20 protein-coding genes are annotated in these 19,085 nt (G+C 60.6%); 13 read left to right on the forward strand and 7 right to left on the reverse strand.

From position 1 onward, the window contains the following. Window positions 1–18: 18 nt before the first annotated feature. Both DYI20_RS05730 and DYI20_RS05735 read right to left on the reverse strand, forming a co-directional pair. Window positions 19–906: an ABC transporter permease gene (locus tag DYI20_RS05730; RefSeq protein ID WP_244924659.1), complete on the reverse strand. Its 888-nt coding sequence runs from the start codon at window positions 904–906 to the stop codon at window positions 19–21. Continuing rightward, entirely contained in the window at window positions 903–1,892 is a 990-nt protein-coding gene (locus DYI20_RS05735; RefSeq protein WP_244924660.1) for an ABC transporter ATP-binding protein, read from the reverse strand. The genes DYI20_RS05730 and DYI20_RS05735 overlap by 4 nt, the downstream gene beginning before the upstream one ends. Before the next feature lie 174 nt (window positions 1,893–2,066). Here DYI20_RS05735 and DYI20_RS05740 point away from each other — a divergent pair, with 174 nt between their 5' ends. The 7 genes from DYI20_RS05740 (at window position 2,067) to DYI20_RS05775 (ending at window position 9,602) form a co-directional block, all read left to right on the forward strand. Continuing rightward, window positions 2,067–2,846 (forward strand): helix-turn-helix transcriptional regulator, encoded by a 780-nt coding sequence (locus DYI20_RS05740; RefSeq protein ID WP_183145603.1) that lies wholly within the window; start codon window positions 2,067–2,069, stop codon window positions 2,844–2,846. An 80-nt stretch (window positions 2,847–2,926) separates the two neighbouring features. Then, the gene (gene sufB / locus DYI20_RS05745; RefSeq protein ID WP_122549069.1) at window positions 2,927–4,387 is read left to right on the forward strand and encodes a Fe-S cluster assembly protein SufB; all 1,461 of its coding nucleotides are present in this window, start codon (window positions 2,927–2,929) and stop codon (window positions 4,385–4,387) included. 65 nt (window positions 4,388–4,452) lie between these two features. Next, window positions 4,453–5,664 carry a Fe-S cluster assembly protein SufD gene (gene sufD, locus DYI20_RS05750; protein WP_110110204.1) on the forward strand — a complete coding sequence of 404 codons (1,212 nt, stop codon included), beginning with the start codon at window positions 4,453–4,455 and terminating at the stop codon, window positions 5,662–5,664. An 83-nt stretch (window positions 5,665–5,747) separates the two neighbouring features. Next, window positions 5,748–6,515, forward strand: coding sequence for a Fe-S cluster assembly ATPase SufC (gene sufC, locus DYI20_RS05755; protein ID WP_110098305.1), 768 nt, complete (start codon window positions 5,748–5,750; stop codon window positions 6,513–6,515). 66 nt (window positions 6,516–6,581) lie between these two features. Next, a complete protein-coding gene (locus DYI20_RS05760) occupies window positions 6,582–6,908 on the forward strand; it encodes a metal-sulfur cluster assembly factor (RefSeq protein ID WP_110098306.1) in 327 nt (108 codons plus the stop codon). A 253-nt stretch (window positions 6,909–7,161) separates the two neighbouring features. Continuing rightward, complete coding sequence (locus DYI20_RS05770; protein WP_110098307.1) at window positions 7,162–7,893, forward strand: RNase H family protein; 732 nt, start codon at window positions 7,162–7,164, stop codon at window positions 7,891–7,893. Window positions 7,894–8,003: 110 nt separating this feature from the next. Beyond that, window positions 8,004–9,602, forward strand: a complete 1,599-nt coding sequence (locus DYI20_RS05775) for an ABC-F family ATP-binding cassette domain-containing protein (protein ID WP_122549070.1) — start codon at window positions 8,004–8,006, stop codon at window positions 9,600–9,602. Here the strand turns inward: DYI20_RS05775 and DYI20_RS05780 are convergent. The 4 genes from DYI20_RS05780 to DYI20_RS05795 all read right to left on the reverse strand — a co-directional run bounded on the left by DYI20_RS05780 (window position 9,575) and on the right by DYI20_RS05795 (window position 12,958). Further along, the gene (locus tag DYI20_RS05780) at window positions 9,575–11,095 is read right to left on the reverse strand and encodes an HNH endonuclease (protein WP_147472535.1); all 1,521 of its coding nucleotides are present in this window, start codon (window positions 11,093–11,095) and stop codon (window positions 9,575–9,577) included. The two genes, DYI20_RS05775 and DYI20_RS05780, sit on opposite strands and share 28 nt — an antisense overlap. A 170-nt stretch (window positions 11,096–11,265) precedes the next feature. After that, window positions 11,266–12,162 carry an SURF1 family cytochrome oxidase biogenesis protein gene (locus DYI20_RS05785; protein WP_110098310.1) on the reverse strand — a complete coding sequence of 299 codons (897 nt, stop codon included), beginning with the start codon at window positions 12,160–12,162 and terminating at the stop codon, window positions 11,266–11,268. An 11-nt stretch (window positions 12,163–12,173) separates the two neighbouring features. Continuing rightward, window positions 12,174–12,434 carry a hypothetical protein gene (locus DYI20_RS05790; RefSeq protein WP_233242744.1) on the reverse strand — a complete coding sequence of 87 codons (261 nt, stop codon included), beginning with the start codon at window positions 12,432–12,434 and terminating at the stop codon, window positions 12,174–12,176. After that, entirely contained in the window at window positions 12,431–12,958 is a 528-nt protein-coding gene (locus DYI20_RS05795; protein WP_110098502.1) for a DUF3099 domain-containing protein, read from the reverse strand. The genes DYI20_RS05790 and DYI20_RS05795 overlap by 4 nt, the downstream gene beginning before the upstream one ends. A 189-nt stretch (window positions 12,959–13,147) precedes the next feature. Here DYI20_RS05795 and fabG point away from each other — a divergent pair, with 189 nt between their 5' ends. Together fabG and DYI20_RS05805 are read left to right on the forward strand one after the other, a co-directional pair. After that, entirely contained in the window at window positions 13,148–13,888 is a 741-nt protein-coding gene (gene fabG / locus DYI20_RS05800; RefSeq protein WP_110098311.1) for a 3-oxoacyl-ACP reductase FabG, read from the forward strand. Between the two features lie 66 nt (window positions 13,889–13,954). Beyond that, complete coding sequence (locus DYI20_RS05805) at window positions 13,955–14,740, forward strand: SDR family oxidoreductase (RefSeq protein ID WP_110098312.1); 786 nt, start codon at window positions 13,955–13,957, stop codon at window positions 14,738–14,740. Between the two features lie 21 nt (window positions 14,741–14,761). Here DYI20_RS05805 and serB read toward each other — a convergent pair whose 3' ends face one another. Next, the gene (serB, locus tag DYI20_RS05810) at window positions 14,762–15,793 is read right to left on the reverse strand and encodes a phosphoserine phosphatase SerB (RefSeq protein ID WP_110100586.1); all 1,032 of its coding nucleotides are present in this window, start codon (window positions 15,791–15,793) and stop codon (window positions 14,762–14,764) included. A 49-nt stretch (window positions 15,794–15,842) separates the two neighbouring features. Between serB and DYI20_RS05815 the strand changes: the two genes are divergently transcribed. The 4 genes from DYI20_RS05815 (at window position 15,843) to DYI20_RS05830 (ending at window position 19,054) form a co-directional block, all read left to right on the forward strand. Continuing rightward, a complete protein-coding gene (locus DYI20_RS05815; protein ID WP_110100585.1) occupies window positions 15,843–16,700 on the forward strand; it encodes an ABC transporter ATP-binding protein in 858 nt (285 codons plus the stop codon). A gap of 163 nt (window positions 16,701–16,863) precedes the next feature. Further along, window positions 16,864–17,709 carry a sulfite exporter TauE/SafE family protein gene (locus tag DYI20_RS05820; protein ID WP_110100584.1) on the forward strand — a complete coding sequence of 282 codons (846 nt, stop codon included), beginning with the start codon at window positions 16,864–16,866 and terminating at the stop codon, window positions 17,707–17,709. Between the two features lie 53 nt (window positions 17,710–17,762). Continuing rightward, window positions 17,763–18,608, forward strand: a complete 846-nt coding sequence (locus DYI20_RS05825; RefSeq protein ID WP_122549072.1) for a TrmH family RNA methyltransferase — start codon at window positions 17,763–17,765, stop codon at window positions 18,606–18,608. Between the two features lie 188 nt (window positions 18,609–18,796). Further along, window positions 18,797–19,054, forward strand: a complete 258-nt coding sequence (locus DYI20_RS05830; protein WP_110100582.1) for a type B 50S ribosomal protein L31 — start codon at window positions 18,797–18,799, stop codon at window positions 19,052–19,054. The last annotated feature ends 31 nt before the right edge of the window (window positions 19,055–19,085 follow it).

Raw genomic sequence — 19,085 nt, forward strand, 5'->3', positions numbered from 1 at the left:
TCGGAGCGAAACTCTTAGTTATCGCCATTTAAACCAGCGTACTGTGCACCCGGTGAAGATCGCCGCCCAGACCACTAAGATGACGAAGCTGAGCAGATCGAATTGACCGCGCACCGTGGCGGCCCGCAACCCCTCACCCAGGGCAGCCGAGGGCAAAAACTGCAAGAGCTCACCGAACAGGTTCTCGGGCACGGCAAAAACCACGCCACCGGCGGCCCCCAGGATCACCCAGAGCAGATTCGTGATCGCTAAGGTTGCTTCCGGGCGGACGGTTCCAGCAATCAGCAGGCCCAAGGCGGTAAAGGTGACCGCTCCCAGTACGATGAAGATCCCAGCGTATAACACCCCGACAGCGACCGGTCGCCACTCGAGAAACAGCGCGGCGAGCCCTAAAACCATCAGTTGCACGATCAGCACCAGTACCACCGCGACCGCCTTGCCCAGCAGGAGTCCGGTCGGTCCCAGGGGAGTGGTGGACAGGTAGCGAAGCACCCCGTAGCGTCGGTCAAATCCGGTCGCGATGCCCTGACCAGTTAGTCCCGAGGACAACACCGCCAAGGCCAACACGCCGGGGGTCGCGAGGTTCACCGGCGAGATCGTGGACCCTTCAGCGACGATGAAGTCAGTCACCGACAGCGCGATCAGCACCATCAGTGGCAAGATGATCGACACCAGTAGCTGTTCCCCATTGGACAAGGTGGTGCGGGTTTCATAGCCGCCCTGAGCAATCACGCGCCGAAACAAACCTGAGGCGTGAGGCCTGGCCACCGGCGTGAGATCCAGCATACGATCCTGATAGTGCGAACGGTATGTCAACTCATCGGCCTGTTCACGGAGCTGTCCATCGGGCCGGTCATCCGGGTGTGGGTCGGGCCGTGCCGGTTGGTCCGGGTGCTGTTGGCTCACGGGGTCACCTCCCAAAACACATCTTCTAACGACCGCCGGGACATCGACAGATCACGCGGCAGAATATCCCAGCGTTGCCACCACCGGGTCAATTCCACGTAGTCGGCTGGTTCTTGCAGTCCGCGCACCTGCCAGGTTTCCATCCCGACCATACCGGTCGCTTCGGTAGCGGTAACCCGGTGTACGCTCAACGCCTCGGGCACATCGGCCAGGGCGTGGTCCGACAGGGGAGTTTCGACCGAGAACAGCACAGCGGGACGGTCATGATGATCCGTCAATTCGGCAACGGTTCCTTCACGCTCCACCCGGCCGTGATTGATCAGGATGACCCGATCGGCTAGCTTTTCGGCATCATCGAGGAGGTGGGTGGTGAGTACGATGGCCAGTCCGGCGTGTTTCATCTGCTGGATCAGCTCAAACACGACCCGGCGAGAGACTGGATCGAGTCCGGCCGAGGGCTCATCCAAGAAGATCACCGAGGGCCGACCGATCAGCGCGGCAGCCATTGCAACCCGCTGTTGCTGGCCCCCCGACAGTCGGCGTATGGTCCGATCCTGAAACTCGGTGATCTCCAACCGGTTGATCAAAGCGTAAATATCCAGGGGCTCTCGGTAGAGGTGAGCCAGATGTTCAATCAGGCGCAAGGGCGTCACCGACGGTGGTAATCCGCCATCCTGCAACATCACCCCAACCTGGCTTCGCAGCGCTGCGGTGGCGGTAAAGGGGTCCTGACCTAACAGCCGGACACTACCGGCAGAGGGCTTGACCAGTCCCTGGGCAATCGACAACGTGGTGGTTTTGCCGGCACCGTTGGGCCCCAATAGGGCCGTCACCTCCCCGGCGCGGGCTTGCAGGCTCATACCCCGCAGAATGTTGACGGTGCCTTCGTCAGAATTCACGCTCAGCCACACATCATCAACGTCGAGCAGGATCTGATCTGATCCAGCGTTGCTCGTGTCTGGATGGAGAGAGGATGCAGAAGTCACGGTGTTCACTATAGCTACTTGGATCATGGCTATTCGGACAGCAGAAGCTATTCGGAGATCAGACGTGGAGCAGGTGGGGGCCGGTCTTGACCGGTCATCCGGCGTCATCTCGTCGCGAACTTAGGCATGCCAAACTATCAGTCCGCACGATCCCGCGTATAATTAGGAAATATCATGGTTACTTATTTTCCCCGTCACCAAGAGACTTCCGGAACGAAGTCTGCGACGCAGTCTGGCGAACCGGCCGGTAGCTCTCGGGAAAACACCCGCGAGAAGGTGCTCCATGCCGTGCTGACGCGCGGGCCGGTGAGCGCCGCTGCCATCGGTAGTGAGTTGCATCTGACTGCCGCGGCCGTGCGACGCCACCTCGACGCTCTCGAGTCCGAGGGGTTGATCGAGGTTAAGTCGGTCTCCGGCGATGCGGGTGCCGGGCGTCCCTCCAAACGCTATGTCGTCACGCACGAAGGACAACAACAGCTCGGGGATGATTACCTGGCCGTGACGAGCGCTGCCATGGAAATGATTGCCGAGCTGGGTGGGCCCGAGGCGGTCCGCCGGTTCGCCCGGGACCATTTCGCCGAGGTCGAGACGCTATTCCTGGATCGAGCCACCGACGAGATGACGCTGTCGGAGCGGATCAAGGTGCTCACCGCCGTGTTGGATGAACTCGGTTACGCGGCCACCACCCGGCGCGCCGGACGCGGTGCACGCGTGACGACCCTGCGGGCAGCCCAGATTTGTCAGGGACACTGCCCGATCAAGGATCTGGCCGCGCAGTACCCCGAGTTTTGTGAAGAAGAAACCGAACTGTTCGCCCGGTTGTTGCAGGTAGATGTGCGCCGATTGGCGACCCTGCCCACCGGCGGGCATGTGTGCACCACGCACGTGCCCCTAGGGCGCAAGGCCTATGCGTCGTTGACTGCCCAAGCCGAACAGAATGCTGCCCGAGCTTAAGCGGTGACCATCCGGAGTGATCCGGAGGCAAGCCGTTGCGACCACCCGACCATGACAACCAGCGATAAAAGAGGTTGATGATGACCGATCAGATCAGTCAAGACACCGCCGATCCACGGGTCATTCAAAGAGTTCTGGACGACAATCCAGAACTGAAGTCCCTGGGTAACTACGAATTCGGCTGGCACGACTCCGACGAGGCCGGCGCTGTTGCCAAACGTGGCCTGGATGAGGACGTCGTCCGGCACATCTCCAGCATCAAAGAAGAGCCCGAATGGATGCTGAAAACCCGGTTGAAGGGTCTGCGCTACTTCGACCGCAAACCGTTGCCGACCTGGGGTGCCGACCTGTCCGGGATCGATTTCGATCGTATTAAGTATTTCGTGCGTTCCACCGAGCGTCAGGCCAGCACCTGGGAAGAACTTCCCGAAGACATCTTGGAGACTTACGAGCGGTTGGGTATCCCCGAGGCCGAGCGTGAGCGCCTGGTCGCCGGTGTGGCCGCCCAGTACGAGTCCGAGGTGGTCTACCACCAGGTCCGTGAAGATCTGGAGGCCCAGGGCGTGATCTTCATGGATACCGACACCGCTTTGAGAGAACACCCGGAGTTCTTTGAGGAGTACTTCGGCTCGGTGATTCCGGTCGGCGATAATAAGTTCGCCGCGCTGAACACCGCGGTCTGGTCCGGTGGGTCCTTCGTCTACGTCCCCAAGGGCGTACACGTCGAGATCCCGTTGCAGGCCTACTTCCGGATCAATACCGAGAACATGGGTCAGTTCGAACGGACGCTGATCATCGCCGACGAGGACTCCTACGTCCACTACATCGAAGGTTGCACCGCCCCGATCTACCAGACCGATTCGTTGCACTCAGCTGTGGTGGAGATCGTGGTCAAGAAGAACGCCCGCGTGCGTTACACCACCATTCAGAACTGGTCGAATAACGTGTATAACCTGGTCACCAAGCGTGCCGTGTGCGAAGAGGGCGGGACCATGGAGTGGATCGACGGCAACATTGGCGCCAAGACCACCATGAAGTACCCAGCCGTCTACCTCACCGGTGAGCACGCTCGCGGTGAGACCCTGTCGATGGCTTTCGCCGGCGCCGGCCAGCACCAGGATACCGGTTCCAAGATGGTACACCTGGCTCCGAATACCTCCTCGAACATCGTCTCCAAGTCGGTGGCGCGTGGTGGGGGGCGCGCAGCCTACCGTGGCCTGGTCCAGATCGTGTCCGGGGCGAAGAACTCCGCGAACTCCACGATCTGTGACGCACTGCTCGTTGATACCATTTCGCGCACCGACACCTACCCCTACATCGATATTCGCGAAGACGACGTCGCTCTCGGCCACGAGGCCACCGTCTCCAAGGTCTCTGAACAGCAGCTGTTCTACCTCATGAGTCGTGGCCTGTCCGAGACGGATGCGATGGCGATGATCGTCCGCGGGTTCGTGGAGCCGATTTCCCGGCACTTGCCCATGGAATACGCACTGGAACTGAACAAGCTAATCGAATTGCAAATGGAAGGATCGGTGGGCTAACGGTGACCAACGCTACACACGCTCGTGACACGGAAACCGGGGGAGCGGCTCCCCTGATTCCAGGCATGACGGATGAGGGTGAGACCTTGTCCACGGAGATCGCCGATGCCACCCAGGCGTCCCACCTGGATGCCGAGACCAAACAGAAATTCGGTACCTCACGCGCCGACCGGACCATCAGCTACGATCTGGCGGACTTCCCACAGCTCACCGGACGCGAAGAGGAATGGCGGTTCACTCCGATCGAGCGGCTTTCCGGTCTGGAGTTGCCCGGTGGCGATGAGCAGCGACTGACCGGACCGGCTCCGCAGGTCACCGTGGAAGAAACCCAGGGCGTCACGGTCGAAACCGTCGGCCGCGACGATCAGCGTCTGGGGCAGGCTTTCATTCCTGATGATCGCGTCTCAGCGGCTGCCTGGCACAACTTTCAGGAGGCCACCGTGATCACTGTGGCTGACGAAACCGAACTCGACAAGCCGTTGCTGGTCGATATCGCTGGCCAGTCCCAGGAGCCAGCCGCTCAACACGTGCGAATTCACATAGGTCGCCATTCCCAGGTGGTGCTGGTGATCAACCAGTCCGGATCAGCGGTGCTGGGTCAAAATATCGAGATCACTGTGGATGAGGGTGCCTCACTGAACGTGGTCAGCATCCAAGCCTGGGACGAGGGTTCGGTCCACGCCGGATCCCAGCAGGCCAAGGTGGGTCGCGACGCCAAGTACCGCCATACCTTGGTCACCTACGGCGGTTCGTTAGTCCGATTGACGCCGACGACCCGCTTCGCCGGTCCCGGCGCCAACGTGGAGATGTATGGCCTATACTTCGCTGATGCCGGCCAGCACCTGGAGCACCGGATCTTCGTGGATCACTCCACCGAGAACTGCGTCTCCGATGCGCTGTACAAGGGAGCGCTACAGGGTGATTCGGCTCGTACTGTGTGGGTTGGCGATGTGCTGATCCGTAAAGAGGCAGAAGGCACTGATACCTACGAGAAGAACGAGAACCTGTTGCTCACCGACGGCGCGCAAGCCGATTCGGTTCCGAACCTGGAGATCGAAACCGGCGTCATTGAAGGTGGCGGACACGCATCCTCCACCGGTCGCTTCGATGAGAATCAGCTGTTCTACCTGATGGCCCGGGGTATTCCCGAGCCCCAGGCCCGCAAGCTGATCGTGCGTGGGTTTTTGAACGAAATCATCCAGAAGATCGGTATCGACGATGTGGAACGCCGACTCGTGGAAGTCATGGAAGCCGAAATCCGCGGGCTAGAATTCTAATTCCCGCGAGCTACCCACTACCAACGACGACCGGAGGCCGGTTGGCCTTCACCAAACCAAGGCATCAAGGAGAATTTGTAGCTATGTCAACCCTTGAGGTAAAGAACCTCCACGTTTCGATCGAGACCGAAGACGGCGTCAAAGAGATTTTGAAAGGCGTGAACCTGACCGTCAATTCCGGTGAGACTCACGCGCTGATGGGCCCCAACGGCTCAGGAAAGTCCACTATGGCCTCGGCCATCGCCGGTCACCCGGCCTATGAAGTCACCGCAGGTGAGATCCTGCTCGACGGTGAGGACCTGCTGGAAAAGTCTGTCGACGAACGCGCTCAGGCCGGTCTGTTCCTGGCCATGCAGTACCCGGTGGAAGTCCCCGGCGTGACCATGACCAACTTCCTGCGCACCGCCAAGACCGCCATCGACGGTGAGGCGCCCTCCTTGCGTCACTGGTCCAAGGAAGTCAAGGACGCCTTCGAACGGCTCCAGATGGACCCGGCGTTCTCCACCCGTAACGTGAACGAAGGGTTCTCTGGTGGTGAAAAGAAGCGCGCCGAAATCTTGCAGCTGGAACTATTCAAGCCTAAGTTCGCCATCCTGGATGAGACCGACTCCGGGCTGGACATTGACGCGCTACGTATCGTGTCCGAAGGTGTCAACCGGGCACAGGACGCCAACGGCTTGGGCACCCTGTTGATCACCCACTACACCCGCATTCTGCGCTACATCAAGCCAGACTTCGTGCACGTGTTCGTGGACGGTCACGTGGTGGACTCCGGAGGTCCTGAGCTGGCCGATAAGCTGGAAGAAGAAGGCTACATCAACTACGAAAAGGCTGCCGTAGCTCAGGCCTAGTCGGCCCGTGTGGCCACAGCCTGACAGCGCGAAAGCCACGACCGACCTGAAGAAGGTGTTCCCATCATGACTGACGTGAGTGCACAAACACCGATCGAGGACCTCGAAGAGGCCCTGAAAGACGTGATTGACCCCGAACTGGGTATCAACGTCGTGGATCTGGGGTTACTCTATGGTCTGAACTACGCCGAAGACGGTGTGCTGATCGTGGATATGACATTGACCACTGCAGCCTGCCCGCTGACGGATGAAATCGAAGATCAGGTCGGTCGGGCTATCGGCACGATGGTGGACGAATGGCGACTGAACTGGGTCTGGATGCCACCATGGGGCCCAGAACGCATTACTGAAGACGGGCGCGATCAGATGCGGGCCTTAGGGTTCAACATCTAAGATCGGTCAGGGCGATCGTGTGCCGATCTGGCACGTCCGATCGATCCAGCTGATCGGACTGTCCGGCAGGAGGGGGCAACCCCCACCTGTTGCAGTGACTCCTGATCCACCTCGAGGGCCGTGTTCACCTGTGTTGTCACCTGACACCGGTGGATACGGTCCTTGATCGTCTCCATCTACTCCAACCACCCCATTTCTTCTCGTAAACTCCCGTTCGTGACATCGTCACGTCCCGCACAGAAAAGGACCGCACATGACTGAGCTGTTGACCGTCGCCGTGGATGGTTCGGCCCTGGGCAATCCCGGTCCTGCCGGATGGTGCTGGTATATCTCTGACGAGCACTGGGCCGCTGGCGGGTGGGACGAGGCCACCAATAACCAGGGCGAGTTACAGGCTGTGATTGAGTTGCTGGCGACCACGGCAAATCTGGACACCGACCTGCACATCGTGGCGGATTCGCAATACGTCATCAACTCCATCACCCAGTGGATGCCGGGCTGGAAGAAACGCGGGTGGAAGAAGAAGGACGGCAAACCGGTGCAGAACCAGCAGATGATGATCCACCTGGATCGGCTGATGACTCAAGCCCAGCAGGCCGGACGAAAAATCCGGTTTGACTGGGTGAGAGGTCACACCGGGCATGAGCTGAATGAGGCCGCCGATCAACGGGCACGGGCCGTTGCCGAAGCCTTCCGGGACGGTACCGTACCTGATTATGGCCCGGGATTAAACAGCGCGGGGAGATCATCGCATCTCACGGCCTCGGAGTCGGTCGCACAGCCAGCCTCAGCCGACCGTCTCGCGTCTGGAACCACCACGACGCAACCGAGACCCGGGGTGCAGGTGACGACCGAGCTCAGTCACGATGAATCGGAGACGATTATTGCCCGAGCCCGACAGGCTCAGCGTAGTCCGCAACAAGAGCTCGCCCGCCTGATCCGACTGGCAATGAACCACGATTACCAGAGCCCGCCCGGCCATTGAGCCTATTATTCTAGTCTGGAGTTGCCCCAGATGTGCACCTCTGCGCCACCCTGGTGTGCCTCCGTGCGGAACCCTTTCAGCTACGACCACAACCCCCAAAGGTAACCCTGATGATTTCTGCTCATAATCTGACCGTCACCGTTGGCTCGCGCACCCTGCTAGAGGACGTGAGTTTCCGTGTGGACCGCGGTACCCGGGTCGGTTTAGTCGGGCGCAACGGGGCCGGCAAGACCACGTTGACCAAGGTGTTGATGGACGAGGTAGTCCCAGCCACCGGCGAGGTGACCCGAACCGGATCGGTCGGATATCTGCCACAGGATCCACGGTCGGGCGATCCCGAGCAAACGGCGCAAGAACGGATTTTAGAAGCGCGTCAGCTCGGAGAACTACTCCGCCGGATGCGCAAGGCCGAGGCGGAGATGTCGTCGCCAGATCCCGACGTGATGGAACGAGGCATCAAGCGGTACCCCGCCGCTGAGGCCGCGTTTATTTCCGCCGGAGGCTACGCTGCCGAATCGGAGGCCAATGCCATCGCCGGGAACTTAGGGATCGACGCCGAAATGCTGGAACGGCCATTGAAAACGCTCTCTGGTGGGCAACGTCGCCGAGTTGAATTGGCCCGGATCCTCTTCTCAGCTCCGGACACCATGATTCTAGACGAGCCCACTAACCACTTGGATGTGGACTCGGTGGAATGGTTACGCGACTACCTCAAAACCTACTCCGGGGGGCTAATCGTGATCTCTCACGATCTGGCATTGATCGATGAAGTGGTCAATACCGTCTTTTTTCTCGACGCCACGCGCAGTGTCATTGACATTTACAACATGGGGTATCAGGCCTACCTGAAACAGCGTGAGGATGATGAACGTCGGCGTCGCCGGGAACGGGCTTCAGCGGAGAAGAAAGCAGCGGCTTTGTATGCGCAGGCCAATAAGATGCGCGCGAAGGCGACCAAAGCGGTGGCCGCCCAGCAGATGGCTAAAAGGGCCGACAAGATGTTGGAGGGACTGGCCGAAGAGCGTCACACCGAAAAGGTGGCCAACCTACGATTTCCGGCTCCAGCCCCGTGCGGTAAGGTGCCTCTGTCGGCCGAGGGGTTGACCAAATCCTATGGCACCCAGGAGGTGTTCACCGGGGTGGACCTGGCTATCGACCAGGGGTCTCGCGTGGTCATCCTCGGCTTCAATGGGGCCGGTAAAACGACATTGCTGAAGCTCTTAGCGGGATTGGAACAGCCTGATGCGGGACGGGTCGTTCCCGGACATGGCCTGCGACTGGGGTATTACGCCCAGGAACACGAGACGCTGGATGTCAACCGCACGGTGCTGGAAAATATGCAACGCTCCTCGTTGCACCTGGACGATACCGCGGTGCGAACTGTGCTCGGATCATTCTTATTTTCCGGCGACGATGTTTACAAGCCAGCCGGGGTCCTTTCGGGTGGCGAGAAAACTCGCTTAGCTTTGGCAACCTTGGTGGTGTCCTCGGCCAACGTGTTGTTGCTCGATGAGCCAACCAACAACTTAGATCCGGCATCTCGTGAGGAAATCTTGGACGCGATCCGTCGCTATGAAGGTGCGATCGTGTTGGTGACTCACGACGAGGGTGCGGTCCAGGCCTTGGACCCCGACCGCGTGTTGATCCTGCCGGACGCCGATGAGGATATGTGGTCAGAGGACTATCTGGACCTGGTTTCACTGACCTGAGCTGCGCCCATGCCGGAGAAGTAATCGTTAGCTTCCCCATCCGATCGGTCGCGACCTTGCAGGTCCTCGGAAGGTGTCGGAGCGTTGGGATCGGCCGGACCGGCGGGAGAATCGTCATCGGGTGGGTCGTTGGAGCAGGTTTCACAGCGCGGTGATTGTCTCTGCTGAAACGGTGGTTTGGGTGGCGGTAACGGCCTGAGGCTACCGGGAAGCAACGGGTCGGTGGGGGCTTCATAGGTATGATTGGTGGGAGTGGTCACCTGCAGCCCGTCGGCATCGGACTCGTGCTTCCAGCCGATCTTCTCCTTGGTTTGGTTACACACCCGACACAGTCCCTGACCGTTGTCATAGCTGGTGGCGCCACCATCGGTGTGTCGCTGCGCGTGGTCGGTTTCTTCTACCGGGTTCTCGCAGTGCGGTGTGCGGCAGATATCGTCGCGCAGACTGATCATCTTCTTCAGTCCTGCCGGAAAGAGCCGGGAACCGGATTCCATGGACACCATTTTGCCGGTCTGTCGATCGACAAAGAGCTTGGTAAGGAACAGCTTGGCCTCGGGGTTGGCCAACCATTTCCGAACGGTGGCTGCGGGCACGGGGCCCTGGCCGGCAATCATGGCGGGGGTGTTATCGTCGCCGAGGAATGCGTCGGCGGTGAGCACGATGTTGACCTGGGCAGCGACATTACCGGCCTTGGACTGCCCGGTGATGCGTTCGACCAACAGGTCAGCCATGATTTGTTCAAGAGTGCGGTGATCGGCCGGACCGTGCCGTTCTAATGTCGTGCGTTGGGTGGGCGCGAGGAGTTTCTTGGCATCACGTTCTAAGGTGTTGTAAACAGCTGCAACCTGTTCGGAGGGCAGATACGCGTTAAGGTTGGCCATACCGGGGCCAGCGCTCCCCGTGGTCACACGTCGGTTCTTGCGGGCTGTAGCCGCGCGACGAGCGAGCTGGTCGGCGTCGAGCCGTTGAGCATGGCCACGTGACCGCTTGCCCAACTGTCTGGGTGAGAGCCGACCGTATTGGTCGCTGAGCAGATCGTCGATCTCGGTGATGATCCTGGGGGCCAGGCCACGAACTTCCCGGGATAGGGTCATAGCGTGGGCTTCGGAGAGCTCCCCGGAGCGCATGGCACCGAGGGCACCGGGCATGTGGTCGGTGATGGTACGGGCGGCGTTGAGAAATCCATTGCCACGTTCGGGGGATTGTTTGCGTGCCATGGCGATCTCGGCCCCGAGCCCCGAACCACGCCGATTCTTGGGGATGCCGGCGGCTTTTTCGCGGTCCAGACGGAGCTTCTCTAACTGGGAGGCGGCTTGAGCCTGCATGGCCACAGCCGTGGCTTGGATTTTTTCCAAGGTTGAGATGACATCGATCGCGGTGGATTCGTCGGTGAGCGTCAAGGATTCGGCCAGCGCCCAATGGTGCTGGTGGAGCGTGGTGAGCTCTGCCAGCACGGTCTGATCGGAGTTCTCGCGGGGAATCTGTGGGCTCATGGCCACCACACTAGGTGGGGGACCATCATGGACGGCTGATGGGGATGATGATTGTGGAGTCCTGGCCGCAAAACCGCCACATGTGGAGGCTACCGCCGACCGATGCGAAAGCAGTACTAGGTTGGGAAGATTGAGCACGTAGGGACGATCGCGCACGGTGCAACGTGCGGTCAGTATCCCATCATCTCGTCTTCAATTTCCTCATCGGTCTTGGAACCATCACGGCGACGCTTGACCGGCTTGGCGCGCTCGATTCGCTGGGCGGAGAGGAAACCTTGTTCTTCGGTTTCTCCGGACATCTCGTCTTCGCGACGTTGAATGGCCTTCAGACGGGCCATATAACCCCAGACGACGAAGCTCATCAACCCAAAAGTGAACCACTGCATCGAATAGGACAGGTGCGGTCCTTCATCCCGCTCGGGCGGGGGCAGTTGTTGGGGCGTGGATTCGGCATCGGGGGTTTCGCTGGCCATCAGCCCATAGGCTGCCTCGGCGATATCGTCGTCGACGAGATTATTGATCGCCGGTAGATCAATCGAGGCGACTTGGCCGGCGGGGGCCTGACGTTGCAGGGTGGGCTCGCCGTCGACCACACGGGCAATAAGCTGGACGGTGCCTCCCGGCGGGTCGGGGACGGCGTCAGGACCATCGGCGCCAGCACCGGTGGGCAACCAACCACGGTCGATCAGGATCGTATCGCCTTCAACGGTGCGAAAGGGTACCAGCACCTCATAACCGGGGCTTCCAGCTCGGGGCCGGTTGCGGGCCAGCAAGGTGTCGTCCGTCAGGTACTCGCCCTCTATACTGACCGGGGTCCATTTGTCCTGCTCGTCGAACTCGGTAAACATTGAGGAATTTTCGGCGTAGGGGACCGGGTCTTGATCGTAATTGGCCACGATTTTGTTGATCTCATCGAGCTTGTGCATGCGACGATCCATCTGCCAGTCGCCAAGGAAGTAACAGACCACCGCGAAGAGGATGCAGAATATGAATCCGGCGATCCAGGGGCCGGATAAGAGAAACCGGAAGTCCAGCTTCGGTTTCGGGTCGGTGGTGTGTGAAACCATGGACGTCTCTGTCAGAGGGGTCGGGTGAATTTCCAGAAAGTGCGCGCGGCGAGGAATTGTTCCAGGTACTGGCGATGGGCATCGCAGGCCAGCCAGGTCTTTTCCCGCTCGCGGGCGTGAATTTTGGGGTTATTCCAGACTATCTTCCATCGGGCGGTTTCTTGGCATCCGCGACGGGAACATTTCTGTTCGACCTCGGTCTGCCCAGCATCGGTGGCTGCCGAGCTGGCTGCAAACAGTTGGCCCAGCACGTCGTGTCCATGATCGGTCATGACGTGCTCCGGTCAGCGCGGTCGACCCGGTCAGCGCGGTCGGCCCGGTTGTGGCCGGGATCATCCGCAAGAGGATCGGCGTGTTGGTTCTGCGGTGCCCCCGGCGACGCCTCCGCTTCCTCAGACGCATCCGGTTCCTCAGAGGGCATGAGCTGCCCGTAAAGCGCCGAACCCTGCGCCGACGACGAGGAGGAAGAACCGGGACTGGGCTCGGGTTGCGGAAGTGCCTGTTGATCTTCGACGGTCGTGGATCCGATCTGTCGAGTGTTGTTGGCCAACACGACGGCGAAGTAAGGCAAGACCATCGCGGCAATGAAGAGCATCCAACGCAACCAGCCGTCGGCGAGCACCGCACCGATGAAGCATACGGTACGGATCGTCATCTGGATGGTGTAACGCCGGATGCGGCCGGACTGATCTTCGGTTAACGAGGTGTCGGCCGAGGTGATCTCGTACACCTCGTTGTCGTGCCCGCCACGACCGGAGGCCGGCCGCGAGGAGCGACCTCGGTGGTGTTCAGTCATCGGCTTGCCTTCTGGGTGGGTGCCATAGCGCGGTTGGTTGTCCCGTTTTGTCTCGTTATCCTGCAAGTCATCCTCCATTGTCCCACTTTCGCCCGTAGAGTGGACACTGATCAATCCGGGTGTTTCTTCCCCGGTGAACGCCCAATCCCGTACCGTCGTGAAATCGTCCCCTCGCACCAAGGAGCAGAGATGTCCGAGCAGTCTGATCAGAGCCCGCAGTCCATAACCGCCCGCACCGTTTTGGTTACCGGTGGTAACCGGGGGATCGGCCTGGCCATTGCCGAAGCCTTCCGGGATGCCGGAGAGCGCGTGGTGATTACCTCCCGCTCCGGTACCGGTCCCGAGGGGCTAGAGTGCGTGACAGCCGATGTGACCGATATGGCCTCAGTCGATGCGGCCTTTACCGAGGTGGAAGAAAAATTCGGGCCGGTCGAGGTGCTGGTGGCCAATGCCGGGATCAACGACGACCAGTTGTTGCTACGGATGGACGAGGACAGCTTCTCCAACGTGGTCGATACCAATCTGACCGGTGCTTTCCGGGTGCTCAAGCGCGCTGCTAAGGGCTTCATCCGGGCCAAGAAAGGTCGCGTGGTGCTGATCTCGTCGGTGGTGGGCATGTTGGGCTCGCCGGGGCAGATCAACTACGCGGCCTCGAAATCGGGACTGATCGGCATGGCCCGGTCGTTGACCCGGGAACTGGGATCCCGAAATGTGACCGCCAATGTGGTGGCACCGGGATATATCAATACGGAGATGACCGAGTCGCTGGACGAGGACTTGAAGAAGAAGTACAAGACCCAGATTCCGGCGGCGCGTTTCGCCGAGCCGTCCGAAGTGGCCGGTGTGGTGCGTTGGTTGGCTTCCGATGAGGCCAGCTATATTTCCGGGGCCATCATTCCGGTCGACGGTGGTTTGGGGATGGGACACTGACCCGAACTGATCAGCTCTGATCGTGAGATATCGTCAGAGGGAATGGATACGAGGAGAAAGAGCATCATGACCGAATTACCAGATCTCACCGGTCGCGGGGCGATCGTCACCGGGTCGTCTCGCGGGGTCGGAGCCGATACCGCGAAGTTTTTAGCCGAGCGTGGCGCCGGGGTGGTGGTGAACTACCGCCAGAAAGCACCGCGGGCCAAGAAGGTCGTCTCCGCCATCGAGGAAGCCGGTGGCAAGGCGGTGGCTGTTGGCGCAGATATCACTGAGGCTCAGGGCCGGACCGCCATGATTCAGGCAGCCACGGAGAATTTCGGAGAGCTGTCGATCCTGATCCTGAATGCCTCCGGGGGCATGGAATCCGATCTGGGTGAAGATTACGCCATGCGATTGAACCGTGACGCCCAGGTGGCGCTGTTGACCGAAGCCGCTGAGGTGATGCCCGAACAGTCCGAGGTCGTGTTTGTGACCAGCCACCAGGCACACTTCATCGATCAGGTTGATACCTTGCCGGAATACGAGCAGGTTGCCCGGTCCAAGCGCGCCGGAGAAGTGGCCCTGCGCGCGCAGATCCCGGCATTGACTGCCAAGGGCATCCGGCTGGTGGTCGCCACCGCCGACATGATCGAAGGCACCATTACCGCCACCTTGCTCAACCGCATGCGTCCCGGAGCGATCGAGGCACGTCGCCAAGCTGCCGGAAAGCTCTATACTGTGGCGGAATTTGCCGAAGAAATTGCCGGATTGGTAGGTCGCACCGATCTTCAGACCGGTCACACTGAATATGTCGGGGGAGCCGAGGACTTCTTGGCCGTGGCCGGCGATCCAGACCACGCAGAGAACTGATCAGACCGCGCTGGGGGCGGATCAGTAACCCAGTAGCGCCCGGACCGGATCCAGGGACGCAATATCGAGTTCTAGATCCGCGTGCGGGCGCAGTGCTGGTTTGGCGTTGAAGGCAATGCCATAGTCGGCACGTTGCACCATCTGCATGTCATTGGCACCGTCACCGATGGCGACGACCACCGCAGCAGTGGGCGGGTCGGTGGTTCCGAGGGTCTCGCGCCAGCGAGTAAGTTGCTGTCCTTTCACGGTAGCGTCAACAACCTCGCCCACCACGGCACCGGTCAGACGGTCGTCGACAATTTCCAGGGTATTCGCCCTGAACTCGTCTAATCCCAGTCGGTGGCGGAGGATCTGCAGCACCTGGGTGAAGCCACCCGAGACCGCGCAGGCAGTTCCGCCGTGGGCGTGGGCCGCGTTGATCAGGTTTGTCGCGCCGGTGGTCGGGGTAGCCAGCTGGGCCACCTCGGCAATGACCTGGCGAGGCAGTCCGGCCAGCGCGGCGACTCGGTGGTGCAGGGACTGGCTGAAGTCGATTTCGCCACGCATGGCACGCTCGGTCACCTCGGCCACTTCGGCTTCCCGGCCCGCGTGGGCGGCTAATAGTTCAATGACTTCTTGCTGGATCAGCGTGGAGTCCACATCAAAAACCAACACAACGGGTGCGGTGTTGAGGCGTTGTACCAAATCAGCCGGTAGCACAGCAACATGGAACCCTTCGGCACGATCCCCGGCCAGAGCGGACTCTAATGAGGCAGTACCTTTCTCGTCATGGTCCTCAGTCTGGTGATCCTGCCCTTGATCTGCAACCACGAAACGATAACCGGCCCACCCGGGACCGGCGACTGGCTCAACGTGGCGGGCTCTGGGATGCTGACACGCAACGGGCCGTGGACCATCAGCAGTTTCGGGGGCGGAATCTGAGCGGTAGAGCACGATGCGGGATCCGGCAGGGATATCCGACACCCCGGCCAGTTCACGCCCGGCGAGCTCGCCGACGTTCTGCTCGCAGGATTGCAACGCGGGAAAGCTTTTCCAGGACTGATTCGTTGCCATGCCGATTCCTTTCAAGACCTACAACCGTGCTTTAGCCTAGTCTGGAGACATGGCCTCTTCCGATACAGTTGACACGCCCGCCACGTCCCTGCCATCACCCCACGAATTTGATCCCCAACCCGACGCGGTGCTGGAATTTGCCGACGCGACGGTCGTGCGTGGCCAGCAAACCATCCTGGATGCGGTGAGCTTCTCCGTGACAGAAGGGCAACGCTGGATCGTGATGGGCCCCAACGGGGCCGGTAAGTCCACGCTGATCAACCTCGCTGCCACCCGGATGCACCCGACTCGCGGTAATGTCGCGATTCTGGGGGAGACCTTAGGCGCGGTGAATGTCTTCGAGTTGCGCCCGCTGGTGGGTGTGAGCTCAGTGCAGGTGGCCCGCCAGATCCCGGCCACGGAGAAGATCTTGGATACCGTAGTCACCGCGTCGTGGGGTGTTACCGGCCGGTGGACTGAAGAATATGATCAGCTTGACCTGGATCGGGCGCGCTGGTTGTTGCGTCGGTGGGGCATCGCTCACGACGGCGACCGGCGCATTGGAACTCTGTCCGAGGGTGAACTCAAGCGCGTGCTGATCGCCCGGGCGATGATGACGGACCCAGAACTACTGCTCTTGGATGAACCGGCGGCCGGACTGGACCTGGCCGGGCGTGAAACGCTGGTGCGCTCCTTAGCCCAGCTGGCTGAGGACCCCTTGGCCCCCACCCCGGTGCTGGTCACCCATCACGTGGAGGACATCCCCCAAGGCTTCACCCACGCCTTGGTGCTGCGCAACGGCCGGGTGGTTTCGGCCGGACCGATCGAAACGGCACTGACCGAAGAAACACTCTCGGAGGCTTTCCGGTTGCCGTTGCACGTCTCGCGTACCGCCGAGGGACGATTCACCGCCTTCGCCCGCGGCTAGGACCGGTTCGCAAACGCGCGACCGCAACACCCCCAGAGCACGTCCGGCCCATTCCTCGGATGGGTTCCCGTGCAGGGGGACGCAAACCCTCACCTGAGCCGGATCGAGCCACGGCAGTGCGATCGACGTTACTTCTGGCCCACCGGACGGTACACTACCTTGGGTGGAAATACTCGGATTGGAACTATGGCAGGTTCTGCTGGTGCTCTTGGCCGGCTTTTGGGCCGGAACTATTAACTCGGTGGTGGGCTCGGGCACGCTGGTAACGTTCCCGGTCTTGGTCTCGGTGGGCTTCCCGCCGGTAACAGCCCAGATGTCCAATGCCATCGGCCTGGTCGCCGCCGGATTCTCCGGCACGTGGGGCTACCGTCGCGAGCTGTACCAGGCTAAAGCCGTCGTCCCAGTGCTGACCACCGCCTCATTGCTTGGTGGACTGATCGGATCCGGTTTGCTCATGGTGCTCCCCGAGGCCGTGTTCAGCTTCGTGGCACCAATCCTGATCGTGTTCGCGATCATTTTTGTCATCCTGCAACCGAAAATGTCCGCCTGGGTGAAAGCGCGCAAGGCCCGACAGCAGCAAGACGATGCACCGCCGGCCGAATCCGAGTCCATCGTGCCGGTGCCCACCGGTCCGGTGTCACCGTTGCTGTGGGTGCTGGTGTTTTTGATCGGTGTTTACGGCGGGTATTTTGTCGCTGCCCAAGGCGTGTTGCTGATCGGTGTGTTGGGGGTGTTCCTCAATGGTTTGCTGGTGCACGCTAATGCGGTCAAAACCTGGCTGTCCACGGTCGTTAATGTGGTGGCAGCGCTCGGATACATCATCTTCGCCTTCGACCGGATCAACTGGACCGCGGTGCTACTGATCGCGGTCTCATCCCTGATCGGTGGTTCTGTCGGAGCCCAAATTGGTCGCCGGATCTCGCCGTTGGTGCTACGGATCGTGATCGTGATCGTAGCCGTGGCCGGTCTGATCAACCTGGTCTTCGATCCCTTTGGGACCGGAGCGTAGCCCAATATTTTTCACACCGACAACCCAGTCAACAACACCCGAAGGTGTCGACCATGACCCGCTATGAGGTAACTCCACAGGATCTTCAGCATCCTGCGGACACGCTGGCGGTATACTTTAACCTGAAAGACGCCACGCTACGCACCCGTACTGATGCCCGCTATGGGATCTATCTGGCCGAATCATCGACCGTGGTGCGCCGGGCGTTGATGGCGGGGCACACCCCGCGCTCCTTTCTGCTGGCCCACCGGTACCTGGACTCCTTTGCCGATGTGTTGGCGGCGTACCCCGAGGTGCCGGTATTCACCGCCGATGACGACCTGCTTGCGGCACTGACCGGATTCCATCTGCATCGCGGGGCGCTGGCGGCGATGGAACGACCCGCACCGAGGACGTTGGAGGCGGTCACCGGGAAAGGCACCCGGCGGGTGATCGTGGCCGAAGGGGTCAATAATCATACCAATGTGGGCTCAATTTTTCGCACCGGCGCGGCATTGGGCTGGGACGCGGTCATTCTGACTCCCACCGCAGCCGATCCGTACTATCGGCGCGCATTGCGGGTGTCGATGGGCGCGACCTTCACGTTGCCCTTTGCTCGGGTAACCCATACGGTCTCGGCGATCCAGCGACTGCAGGCCCAGGGGTTCACCACGATCGCGTTAGAATTGACCGATCAGGCCCAGGATATCGGTGATCCGATGTGGCAACATCTCGATCGGCTGGCTTTGGTCCTCGGCGCTGAAGGCCCCGGAATCACCCAACCGACCCTGGAAGCCGTGGATGCCCACGTGCAGATCCCGCAGCACACCGGGGCCATCGAGCACACCGGGGTCGACTCGCTCAACGTCGCCCACGCGGCCTCGATCGCCATGTGGCAATTGCGCGCCCCATCGCTCTGATCGGCCTGGCACGGCCCCAGCCCCAGCACTGACAGACCCGGCGTGATGTCGGTGTCGCCAGGGCCATTGGCCGTGCACGGTACCAACGGTGTATGATGAATAGCTGGCCCTGATGGGCTATTGCACGATGATTGATCGATCTTTCGTGTCCCTGGCAAAATCCAGGGACACCCAGCGAAGGAATCCTGATGAAAACTGATATTCACCCCGATTACCACTTGGTAATCTTCAACGATCTGGCCTCCGGCGAAAAAGTGCTGACCCGGTCCACCGTCACCTCCGAGCGCACCATGGAGTGGGAAGACGGCAACGAGTACCCGGTCATCGACGTCGAGATCTCCTCAGTCTCTCACCCGTTCTACACTGGTAAACAGCGCATTATGGACAGCGCTGGTCGTGTGGAGCGCTTCAACGCCCGCTTCAAAGGCTTCGGCGGTAAGAAGTAAGCTTGTTGATCAACTCGACGCTCAGATAGCT

The organism is Auritidibacter ignavus (assembly GCF_003703835.1).
Taxonomy (GTDB): domain Bacteria; phylum Actinomycetota; class Actinomycetes; order Actinomycetales; family Micrococcaceae; genus Auritidibacter; species Auritidibacter ignavus.

What these genes read in the sequence shown, in the direction of transcription:
- DYI20_RS05740 (WP_183145603.1), top strand. Translation starts at nt 2,067, where the DNA reads ATGGTTACTTATTTTCCCCGTCACCAAGAGACTTCCGGAACGAAGTCT.
- sufB (WP_122549069.1), top strand. Translation starts at nt 2,927, where the DNA reads ATGACCGATCAGATCAGTCAAGACACCGCCGATCCACGGGTCATTCAA.
- sufD (WP_110110204.1), top strand. Translation starts at nt 4,453, where the DNA reads ATGACGGATGAGGGTGAGACCTTGTCCACGGAGATCGCCGATGCCACC.
- sufC (WP_110098305.1), top strand. Translation starts at nt 5,748, where the DNA reads ATGTCAACCCTTGAGGTAAAGAACCTCCACGTTTCGATCGAGACCGAA.
- DYI20_RS05760 (WP_110098306.1), top strand. Translation starts at nt 6,582, where the DNA reads ATGACTGACGTGAGTGCACAAACACCGATCGAGGACCTCGAAGAGGCC.
- DYI20_RS05770 (WP_110098307.1), top strand. Translation starts at nt 7,162, where the DNA reads ATGACTGAGCTGTTGACCGTCGCCGTGGATGGTTCGGCCCTGGGCAAT.
- DYI20_RS05775 (WP_122549070.1), top strand. Translation starts at nt 8,004, where the DNA reads ATGATTTCTGCTCATAATCTGACCGTCACCGTTGGCTCGCGCACCCTG.
- DYI20_RS05780 (WP_147472535.1), bottom strand. Translation starts at nt 11,095, where the DNA reads ATGAGCCCACAGATTCCCCGCGAGAACTCCGATCAGACCGTGCTGGCA.
- DYI20_RS05785 (WP_110098310.1), bottom strand. Translation starts at nt 12,162, where the DNA reads ATGGTTTCACACACCACCGACCCGAAACCGAAGCTGGACTTCCGGTTT.
- DYI20_RS05790 (WP_233242744.1), bottom strand. Translation starts at nt 12,434, where the DNA reads ATGACCGATCATGGACACGACGTGCTGGGCCAACTGTTTGCAGCCAGC.
- DYI20_RS05795 (WP_110098502.1), bottom strand. Translation starts at nt 12,958, where the DNA reads ATGACTGAACACCACCGAGGTCGCTCCTCGCGGCCGGCCTCCGGTCGT.
- fabG (WP_110098311.1), top strand. Translation starts at nt 13,148, where the DNA reads ATGTCCGAGCAGTCTGATCAGAGCCCGCAGTCCATAACCGCCCGCACC.
- DYI20_RS05805 (WP_110098312.1), top strand. Translation starts at nt 13,955, where the DNA reads ATGACCGAATTACCAGATCTCACCGGTCGCGGGGCGATCGTCACCGGG.
- serB (WP_110100586.1), bottom strand. Translation starts at nt 15,793, where the DNA reads ATGGCAACGAATCAGTCCTGGAAAAGCTTTCCCGCGTTGCAATCCTGC.
- DYI20_RS05815 (WP_110100585.1), top strand. Translation starts at nt 15,843, where the DNA reads ATGGCCTCTTCCGATACAGTTGACACGCCCGCCACGTCCCTGCCATCA.
- DYI20_RS05825 (WP_122549072.1), top strand. Translation starts at nt 17,763, where the DNA reads ATGACCCGCTATGAGGTAACTCCACAGGATCTTCAGCATCCTGCGGAC.
- DYI20_RS05830 (WP_110100582.1), top strand. Translation starts at nt 18,797, where the DNA reads ATGAAAACTGATATTCACCCCGATTACCACTTGGTAATCTTCAACGAT.